This window comes from Phascolarctobacterium succinatutens YIT 12067 (assembly GCF_000188175.1).
GTDB classification, from domain to species: Bacteria; Bacillota; Negativicutes; order Acidaminococcales; family Acidaminococcaceae; genus Phascolarctobacterium_A; species Phascolarctobacterium_A succinatutens.
Map to the genome: position 1 here is coordinate 1 of NZ_GL830911.1, position 9,494 is coordinate 9,494.

The window sequence follows — 9,494 nt, forward strand, 5'->3', positions numbered from 1 at the left end:
CCCGTTTTTCCTACAAAAACTTTACGCTAGCTACGTGAACACTATGATTTACTTCGCTGCCTCTTTAATAATTTCGTAGGTCCAGCGTGCAGTGTTGTACAAATCCTCTTCCTTCAGATATTCCGCGGTAGTATGCACATTGCTCATGCCGGTTGCCAACAGACCGCAGGGCAGGCCGTAGCCGCAAAGATAATTGCCGTCACTGCAGCCGCCGGTGGTTTTCAGCTCTACCGGGAAGCCCAGTGTTTCCGCAGCGCGTGCTGCCAGCTTAATGCATTCGTGGTCCTTGTTCAGCTCCACAGCAGGACAGCCTTCCACTACTTCGAATTCAACCTGACCGCCACCGGCCTCAACAGCCTCTTTTATCAGAGCGATGGTGGAATCCTTCAGCGCCTCCAGACGCGGTACGTTCAGAGAGCGCATATCAATGACGAATTTAGCCTCCGGGCAAACGATATTAGTGCCAACGCCTGCGTTGAACATGCCGATGTTAAAGGTAGTTTCGCTGTCCAGACGACCGTAAGCAGGCAGCTTGGACAAAGCATCCGCCGCCAGCATAATCGCATTGACGCCTTCTTCCGGAGCAATGCCTGCATGGGCAGCCTTGCCCTTGACGGTTACGTAAATATCGTACAGCTTCGGTGCAGCATAGGTAATTTCGCCCGGTGCGCCGCCGATATCCATGCAATAACCGTAATCAGCCTTAATCCAGCTCTGGTCCATGTTTACTACACCAAGGCAGCCGATTTCCTCACTTACAGTAAAGCACAGCTGCACGTCGCCGTGAGCTACGCCATCCTCCTTCAGTGCGCGCACCGCCTCCAGCATGGCAGCAACGCCAACCTTGTCGTCACCGCCCAAGGTCGTGGTACCGTCGCTGTACAGCACGCCGTCCTTGCGGACAACCTTGGTGCCGGTTGTCGGTGCTACGGAATCCATGTGCGCTTCGAACAGCAGCTTCGGAGCATTCGGCACGGTGCCCTTCACATAGGCCCACACATTACCGCAGGTACCGCCGGTTTTCTCGTGCGCCTTATCCATCTCAGGCTCCAGGCCAAGCTCGCGCAGCTTCGCCATAATCAGCTCTGCTTCCTGCTTTTCATCCTTACTGGGGCAGGGAACGCTTACCAGCTCTATAAATTCATCAATCAATCTTGTTTTGTTTATCATTATGGTCACCTCGTAAAAGTTTAAGATATAAGCATATTATATACCTTAATGAAAGCCGCGCGCAAGTTTAACTGCCGGCAATATTACAGCTGCAGATAGCGGCAGGCCAGATACAAAGCGCCCGCAACCAAACCACCGCAGGCACGGATTCGCAGCTTTTTCGCATCAACGCGCTCCGGGTCGCTTTTCTGCAGACGGCCGATGCCGCCCAGCAGCAGCCAGGCGGAAAACAGCAGCATAGCCGCCGCCAGATAATCCCAGCTTTCCAATTTAGCAAAAATCTCCATTATATCACCTATTCTTTATTTTTTGCGGACACAGATATGCATAGTGACAGTAAGCACAGCTTTCGTTACAGCTGCAGGCGAAATCGTCCTCCTCGCCCTTACCGCTGATTTCCTCGCACAGCTCTATTGCCTCCTGCAGGTACGATTTATCCAACGGCAGCTGCCAAACGCTCATATTCTGCAGAAAGTGCAGCTCGGCGCACACAACTCTTTTGCCGGGGTACAGCTTTTCCGCAGCATCCTTATACAGCGCCAGCTGATAAGCATAACCCAGCTTCACCTCGTCAGGCTCCGGCGGCGTACCTGTTTTATAGTCCACTATTATCATATTATCATCTTCGTCAAAGGCCAGCAAATCAATTACACCCTCAGCCGCCAGCTCCTGCTGCAGAGGCTGTACAAATTCTAATTCACGCTTCTGCTTTTTGGGCAATGATTTATACAAATCGCTGCTGATATAAGCATCAAACATACTCTTGGCCTGTGTTGCCGCAGCGCCGGGAGCAAATTCATCCAGTGCAATGGCAAAAACAGCCTCCGCATTATAGCCATTATACAGCTCCAGCGCTTTATGCACAATACTGCCGGTTACACTAGCAGGCAGCTCGTGCGCCTGCTCTCCGGCAACTGTCTGCTCCAGCTCAGGCACTGCCAAAACCTGCTGGTAGTAATATTGACGCTGACAATGCAGATACGTCTGCAGTGCACTTGCGGTAAAGCAGGTACGGCCGCAGGCTGCGTAGGCAGGCAGCGGTGCCAAGGCCAACGGCTCCAGCGCCAGCTGCTGCTGCACGCCCTGCTGCACAACAGCCGGGCTTAAAGCATCGGCACACAAAAGGCGTACCCAAGGACAGCTGCTTTCCTGCTTGTCCCAATCCACCTCGTATACTGCCTGCAGCTGCTGCCACCAGCCCTTGGCGGCAGGCAGAGCGATAACAGCCTCCGGCAGCTTTTCTTCCGCCACCGTACCGACCATTAAAAGCTGCTTTTTGGCACGCGTCATAGCAACATAAAGCAGACGTCTGCTTTCTTCTTCTTCCAGCTCACTATCGCGCGCCTTCGCCAGCTCGTACACGCCGCTGTTTTGCAGCTGCATTTCCTTATCGGGCACCTTAATGCCCAAAAGTCCCTGCTCGCCTTCCTTCCCCGAAAAATATTTAATGGATGCGGTATCGCCCTTCACTGATTTATCTAACTGCGGTAAAATAACAAGATCGAATTCCAAGCCTTTGGAATTATGTATCGTCATAATCTGCAGTGCATCATCGGCCTGTACGGTAGCGGCAGGCTCCTTGCTGCTGCTTGCGCGCAAATCCTTAACGTTTTGCAGCCATTCCGCCAGCGAAGCCTGCTTCGTTTGGCAATACTGCTGTGCCAGGCGGCGCAGCTTTTTGACATTGGCCAGCTTGCTCGGGCCGTTTTCCTGCTGCGACAGAACGAATTCCGGCTTCAGCTCGTCCCAAAGCTGTGCGAACAGCTCCGGCAATGCCATCAGTGCTGCTGCCTGACGTAGGCTGCGTAAGCGTTCGGCAGCCTGCATAGCCAGCGCCTGCTGCTCCGGCTGCAGGTTCAGCTGCAGCTCACCGCTGCCGACAGCCTGCAGTACATCCCATAACGGTTTATCATTTTCGGTCTGCCAGAAAAGCTGCGTCAGCGTTGCATCATCCAAACCGAAATAGTTGGAGCGCAAAGCGCCTGCCAGCTCCAGGCTTGTGTAACGGTTGTGCAGCACAGCCAGCAGATTCAGAATATCCAGAACCTCCTGCTGCTCATAAAAGCCCTTGCCCTTAACTACTACGCAATTTATGCCGTAGCCCTGCAGCGTCTGCCGCAAAATTTCGCAATGCGTCATTGCGCGCAGCAAAATAGCCTTGCTTGCCCCCGGCCTGAGCTGCGGCTCAACCTTGGGCAGCTCCTGCTGCAGATAGGCGGCGATTGCCTCTGCCTCCTTCTGCCATTTATCCTCTTTAGCGCCCAGGTCATCATCCTTGGATTTATACGGCACCTGCAGCAGGCAAACCTTAGCGCCGCCGGTGTTAGCACCCTCGTGATGCTCCAGACAGATTTCCTCCTTCGGCAAATCCATCAGCTGACAAAAGGCGGTATTACAGCTTTCGACAATGCTCTGCGTGCTGCGGAAGTTGGTTTTCATGCCCAGGTTCTGTCCCGCATTTTGCGCGATATCCTCTTTTACCTTATTAAAAACGCTGACATCGGCATGACGGAAACGATAAATAGACTGCTTCACATCACCGACGATAAAAAGATTATTCTTGCCGTCCAGCTTGTTACCGCAGAGCAGATAAATCAGCTGACGCTGGCGTTCGTTGGTGTCCTGGAACTCGTCTACCATAATATATTTATAGCGCTCCTGATACTTTTGCCGCAGCGCCTCATTCTTCTGCAAATGCTCGATGGCCAGCAAATCCAGATCATCATTAAACAGGATATTATTTTCCTGCTTGCGTGCGCTCAGGCAGGCATAAAACTCCTGCAGCACGGCAAGCCAATCCTGCACCAAATCGCAGCCCTTGGCGTTCAAAAGTACATGGTTCAGCTCCTGACGCAGATTTTTTAAATTAGTCAGCTCCGCTGCCAACGCCTTGCCACTAACCTTAACAACGCCCGACGCATCCAGCAGGGAGCACTCCGGCTCCGGCGCCAGCAGCTGCTTTTGCATTTCGTCCAGAAGTCCTGCGGCCTCCGTCAACGTCTGGCGTCCCTTGGTCTTTGCCCCCAAAGCCTCGCGCGCTTCGATTACCTCGCGCACAGCAGCAAACAGCTTCTGCTGCAGAGCCGGCAGTTCTTCCTTCGCCTTAAGATAAGGCTCTGCCAGATTATCTTCACGCACCAGCTCCGAGAGCTTGTCCCCCAGCGCCGTAACCTGATTAACAAAGCTGTTAACGCCGTAGGTCTGCACTAGCCTGCGCAGGGCAGCGTTTTCCTTGATATTTTTGCGTAAAAACTGCTGCAGCGTTTCTTTAAAAAAGTCCTGCGCTTCAAAATCCTCTAAAATCGTAAATTCCGGATCAAGCTGCGTTTCTACCGGGTTATCTCTCAAAATACGGCTGCACAGGCTGTGAATCGTGCTTATCGGCGCGCTCTCCACCTTCTGCAGATGCTCCTGCCAGCGCAGTCTTTCCAAATCAGTCTGCGCCTGCTCCACACATTCGCCGACAGCCTGACGCACACGCCCCTTGATTTCGTCGGCAGCCTTGCGCGTAAAGGTTATCGCCACAATATTCGTGGGATTAACGCTCAAATCCGAGCGCAGAATTTGCACAAAGCGCTTCATCAGTACATAGGTTTTACCGCTGCCGGCACCGGCGAGCAGCGAAACATTGCTTTTAATCGTATTTATCGCCAAAGCCTGCTCCGGTGTAGGGTTCTTACTCATCGCTCTCGCCTCCCTGTCCGCCGTCGCCATTCACCAGCTGCACACGGCAAATATCGTGTAACGGGCAATATACATCGCAGCGTCTGCAGCCTGCCAATGCAAAATCGCCTGCATAAATTCTTTCTATATAATCCTTCAGCAACTGCTCTTTTTCCTGCTTAAAGCTATCCCAGGTCAGCTCTGCGGCGTTCTTCGGCTTTTTATACGGCAAGTCGCTGTTGCCCACGCTTTCCAGCAAAAAGGCACTTTTGCGCTTGCCCTCCTTCAGCGAATAATAGCAGCCGCCGCTGACTGCAAGCTGCTCCTTGGAAAGCGCCGCCACCGCCAGCAGATACACCGGCAGCTGCAGGTCGAGCCCCTGCTCCATAGCACTGCCTGTGGGAGGCGTGCCACTTTTATAGTCCGTGATAAAAGCATGCTCGCCGTCGCTGTCGATTCTGTCAACTCTGCCGATGAGCGATACATCACTGCCGTCACTGAGCGTCAGGTACAAGGGCTTGCCGTTTTTAGAGCTGAAATTCCATTCCACAGCCTGCGGCCTAAAGCCGCCCCAACGCTGCTGGTCGGCATATTCAAAGCGCAGCCAGCGCACCAGCATACGCCAGAGGCGCTGCTTTTCTACCTGCCAGATATCCTCGTTTACGGAAGCAACGGTACTGCCGCCGTCATTGAGCGCAGCGGTGCAGACATCCTCAAAGACTGCCTCCAGCTCCTCCGTCAGGTCTGCCATAGTTTCGCCGATAATTTTGCTGCCAAGATAAGGCTCGACAAAGCTTTTCAGCGTCTGGTGCAGGATATCACCGGCATCACGCGGCTGCAGCAAATCATCCGCTTCCTCCGCCGCCTGCGCCAGCCACACCTTCTCCGCCAAAAAGCGGAAGGGGCAGGCAGCATAAGCCTCCAGCCTGCTCGCACTGAAGCGGCTGCCGATTTGCTTACGCAGCAGCTTCGTCGGCAGGGAATTTTGCAAGTCGCCATTATATTCCGGCTGCTGTGCCTTACGCAGAATATCCGCTTTGGCTGCCAGCTGCTGCTCCGCAGAGGGAGCCTTTTGCCCGCTGAGCTCTGCTATTTTCGGCAAATCCGCAGCAGCAAAGCGCTTGTCGCTGTACGCCTCCTCCGCCGAAGCAACGCCGAAATCAGGCAGCGTCTGCGCCTTCACATAGTCCTTGTCCAGACGCTTGTCCTCACTTCCCGGCTGCAAAAACAGCTTCCAGATTTCCTCCAGATAGCTGCTGGCCAGGCTTTCGCCTACATCCTCATGCCAAGTGAGGATGAGCTCCTTTTGCGCCGCACACACAGCCTGAGCAAAGAAATAAGCATCCTCATCAAAGGAGGAGCCAACCGTGGGCAAATCGTAGCCTGCGTCCGCCAGCTGCTTGCGCTCCGTATCGTTATAAATCCAGTTTTCGTTTTTAGCCTGCGGAAACTCGCCCTCGCGCAGGCCCATAATATACACGCTGTCAAAGCTCAGGCCCTGTACGTTGCCAACCTCCGTAAAGAGTACGCCGTCCCTGCGGCCGAAGCGCAGAGTAAGCTGCACCTGCCCCAAGGCCTCCTGCAGCAGGCTGTTCCATTGGCTCAGTGTCAGCTTGTAATCACTGTTTTTCGCAACCTCGTAATCACGCACAAGCTGCTGCACAGCCTTCAGCACAGCATCCTTGCTGCGCAGGCAGGCCAGCATAAAGTCAAGCGGCACGCCCTGCTTATGCAGGCTGCCCAGACGCTCTTCCAGCGGCAGCGATTGCACAAGCTGCGTCAGCTGCTCGGCATATTCGCTGATGGCAGCCTCCGCCTTAGTGGTTTCTATAAAAGCATCCAGCTGCTGCCACAGCTCCGTTGCATCACCCAGCAGCTCGTGTGCCTTCTGCATAGCCTCCTGACGTGTTTTGAAATACGTTTGCGTGCGCAGGCTGCTCGCCGTTTCCACATCCACATCAAAGAACAGACGCAAAAGCTCACAGCTCAGCAGCTCCAGATAGGCCGCTGCCGCCTCACGTCCCCTGCCTGCGGCAGTAAGCAGCAGGCGCAGCATAACAGCCAACGGCTGCGCCACCAGCGCAGTTGTCTGCGGCAGGCTCACCGGCACACCGTATTCATCCGCCAGCTGGCGCAAGCCGCTGTATAAGGAAAAGTCGCGCACGGCAACAACAATGCGATTGGCAGCACACTTTTCATGCGCCAGCTGCTGCTTGATACGCTTCAGCACCCAGCGCATCTCCTGCTCATCGGAGGCAAAGCAGTAGCTTTCCACACCCTCCGCAGGCACCGGTGCGGGCGCATGCCCCAAGTGACGCAGCTGCCGCATAGCAACGCCTGCCGGAGCTTGTCCCAATTCCTCTGCCGCAAGGCTTGCAACAGTCGCACCAAGAATTTTCAGCGCGTTGACGGTGTTCGTGCTCGCGCGCATAAACTTGGTAATTGATTCATACTTGGCTTTTTCGTCGGAGCTTACTCTGCGTCCTTCGTAGCTCATGCTGATTACCAAATCATCCACATGCTTCGCCAAGGCCTGCAGAAAGTTTATCTGCACCTGGTCAAGGCTGAAGAAATCGCAGATATAGATATGCTTCCAGGGGATTTTGCAATCCTGCTTCTGCAGCATTTCCATAGCCAGACGATACTTACCCTCCAGGTCATACCAGTTATTGTTTTCCAGATATTGACGATAAAGCAGATAAAAATTGCAGACGCCCAAATCCTTGCCCTTCAGCTCATCCTCCTCAAAGGATTTTTGGATTTGGCCGTAGATATCCTCCTTAGTGGCACCGCAGCGTGAAAGCTGGCTTACGAGCGAGGTCATGGCCTTCACAAAGCCTGTTTTATGCGCCAGCGAGCCGAAATATTCCAGCTGCTTGTGCGTGGTCATACCGGTAAGCTGCTTGTTTTCCATCATATAGTCGATAATATCCTGCACAATCAGCTCCTGGCTGCGGCGGCTCAATTCCTTGTAATCGCTGCCACCGTTAAGGTTCATCAGCTTGCTTGCCAGAGTATCCATGCCCATTGTTTCCACATTAGCATAATTGCGGTGCACATCGTCCGTCAGCAGGCGGTTCGGTAGCACCAGCACGCCTTCGCCCAACGGCTGTTGCGAAAGCTTCTCTGCCAGCTGCGAGCGCAGGCTGCAGCCGAGAGGTACATAAATCAACTTTGCCATAACAATCTCCTTCTGTTTATCCTTTAGCGTAATATTGCTCAAATCTTTATAATGCTTATTATACCATAAGCGACTGTCAAAGATTATCTATTTGAGGAACGGATTTTTAGGGAAACTAAAAAGGCTGCCACATAATTGTGACAGCCTCCTGAAAATACAATATTATGCTTCGTATTCAGCTAACTTTGCAGCAGCCTTCGGGCAGCCTTTTGCGGCAGCCAGTTCGAAGTAGGTCTTGGAGCAGATTTTGTGGCCCATTGCCAGATATTGCTCGCCCAGCTTGTACATATCTTCTGCATATTCAATGTCCTTCAGCTTTGCGGCAGCCTTCGGGCAGCCTTTAGCAGCAGCCAGTTCGAAGTAGGTTTTGCCGCAGATGCAGTGGCCCATGCCCAGATAATGCTCGCCCAGCTTATACATATCTTCTGCATATTCCATGTCTTTCAGCTTAGCAGCAGCCTTCGGGCAGCCTTTGGCAGCAGCCAGCTCAAAGTAGGTCTTGGAGCAGATGCAATGGCCCATTGCCAGATAATGCTCACCCAGGTCATACATATCTTGTGCATATTCCATGTCCTTCAGCTGTGCGATTGCTTCCTCGGAGCCTTTAGCGGCAGCCAGCTCCAGATAGGTTTTACCGCTAATGCAGTGGCCCATACCCAGATATTGTTTAGCAAGCATCAGGCAGCCTGCAACATATTCTTTTTCTTTAGCTTCGGCAGCAGCGATTTCTTCATCGGTAACGCCTGCTTTTTCTTTGAACCATGCCATGATAGCATCCATGTCTTCAGCCTTGTGCAGCACGCTTCTGAATTTATGGTCAATCACCTTGGTAGTATACAGGTACTCAACACCCAGGTCCAAGTCAAAATAATCCAATCCGAAAAATGTCAGAATACCATCAATAACAACCTCAGCATTAGCAGGATCCTTTGCCAGCTTAGCAATTTGTAAATACTTTTCAGCAACAGTCGTCATTTAAAAAACCTCTCTTTTTCATTCTTTTGTAAGAATAATCAATTATTAGTTCCTTTGGAACCAATATAATCATATCACGATTGAAATTAATTATCAACTATTATATGGGAAATGGTAGGAAAATGGGAGATAGAGGGGAAAGATTTTGCTATGCTGGGAAAGGCTCTCCTAGGGGAGAGCTGGCGCCCGCTAGGGCGACTGAGAGGGGACTACAGTTTTTACGCTTGATAGTCATCACCCCTCTCCGCCTCGACAAGCTCGGCACCCGCCCCAGGGCGCCCTCTCTTGCCCTGCGGGCAATTCACCTTGTCTCCCCAAGGAGAGGCTTTTTACCGCTTGCGGCTTTGTTACGTTGCCTACTTTACTAATAATAGTGATGGTATGTGGAGTCGTGAAAGGCCTGATTATCGCTTGCGGTTTTGTATGTTAGCGCAAAGCGACACTAAGAGGCTCCCCTTGGGGGGAGCTGGCGCCTGAAGTGGTAAACTTATTTTAGACACAGAGG

5 protein-coding genes are annotated in these 9,494 nt (G+C 52.7%); all 5 read right to left on the minus strand.

The window, feature by feature from the left end; genetic code table 11:
- Positions 1 to 48 precede the first annotated feature (48 nt).
- The 5 genes from HMPREF9443_RS07310 to HMPREF9443_RS07330 all read right to left on the minus strand — a co-directional run bounded on the left by HMPREF9443_RS07310 (position 49) and on the right by HMPREF9443_RS07330 (position 8,989).
- A complete protein-coding gene (locus HMPREF9443_RS07310; RefSeq protein WP_009145936.1) occupies positions 49 to 1,170 on the minus strand; it encodes a M20/M25/M40 family metallo-hydrolase in 1,122 nt (373 codons plus the stop codon).
- A gap of 83 nt (positions 1,171 to 1,253) precedes the next feature.
- On the minus strand, positions 1,254 to 1,457 hold the full coding sequence (locus HMPREF9443_RS07315; RefSeq protein ID WP_009145937.1) for a hypothetical protein: 204 nt from the start codon (positions 1,455 to 1,457) through the stop codon (positions 1,254 to 1,256).
- Positions 1,458 to 1,461: 4 nt separating this feature from the next.
- Positions 1,462 to 4,854 carry a UvrD-helicase domain-containing protein gene (locus tag HMPREF9443_RS07320; RefSeq protein WP_040565251.1) on the minus strand — a complete coding sequence of 1,131 codons (3,393 nt, stop codon included), beginning with the start codon at positions 4,852 to 4,854 and terminating at the stop codon, positions 1,462 to 1,464.
- Entirely contained in the window at positions 4,847 to 8,014 is a 3,168-nt protein-coding gene (locus tag HMPREF9443_RS07325; RefSeq protein ID WP_040565252.1) for a PD-(D/E)XK nuclease family protein, read from the minus strand. The genes HMPREF9443_RS07320 and HMPREF9443_RS07325 overlap by 8 nt, the downstream gene beginning before the upstream one ends.
- Positions 8,015 to 8,176: 162 nt before the next feature.
- Positions 8,177 to 8,989, minus strand: coding sequence for a hypothetical protein (locus HMPREF9443_RS07330; protein ID WP_009145940.1), 813 nt, complete (start codon positions 8,987 to 8,989; stop codon positions 8,177 to 8,179).
- Positions 8,990 to 9,494: the final 505 nt, after the last annotated feature.

Coding starts and splice junctions, on each gene's coding strand:
- HMPREF9443_RS07320 (WP_040565251.1), bottom strand. CDS start 4,854: ATGAGTAAGAACCCTACACCGGAGCAGGCTTTGGCGATAAATACGATT.
- HMPREF9443_RS07325 (WP_040565252.1), bottom strand. CDS start 8,014: ATGGCAAAGTTGATTTATGTACCTCTCGGCTGCAGCCTGCGCTCGCAG.
- HMPREF9443_RS07315 (WP_009145937.1), bottom strand. CDS start 1,457: ATGGAGATTTTTGCTAAATTGGAAAGCTGGGATTATCTGGCGGCGGCT.
- HMPREF9443_RS07330 (WP_009145940.1), bottom strand. CDS start 8,989: ATGACGACTGTTGCTGAAAAGTATTTACAAATTGCTAAGCTGGCAAAG.
- HMPREF9443_RS07310 (WP_009145936.1), bottom strand. CDS start 1,170: ATGATAAACAAAACAAGATTGATTGATGAATTTATAGAGCTGGTAAGC.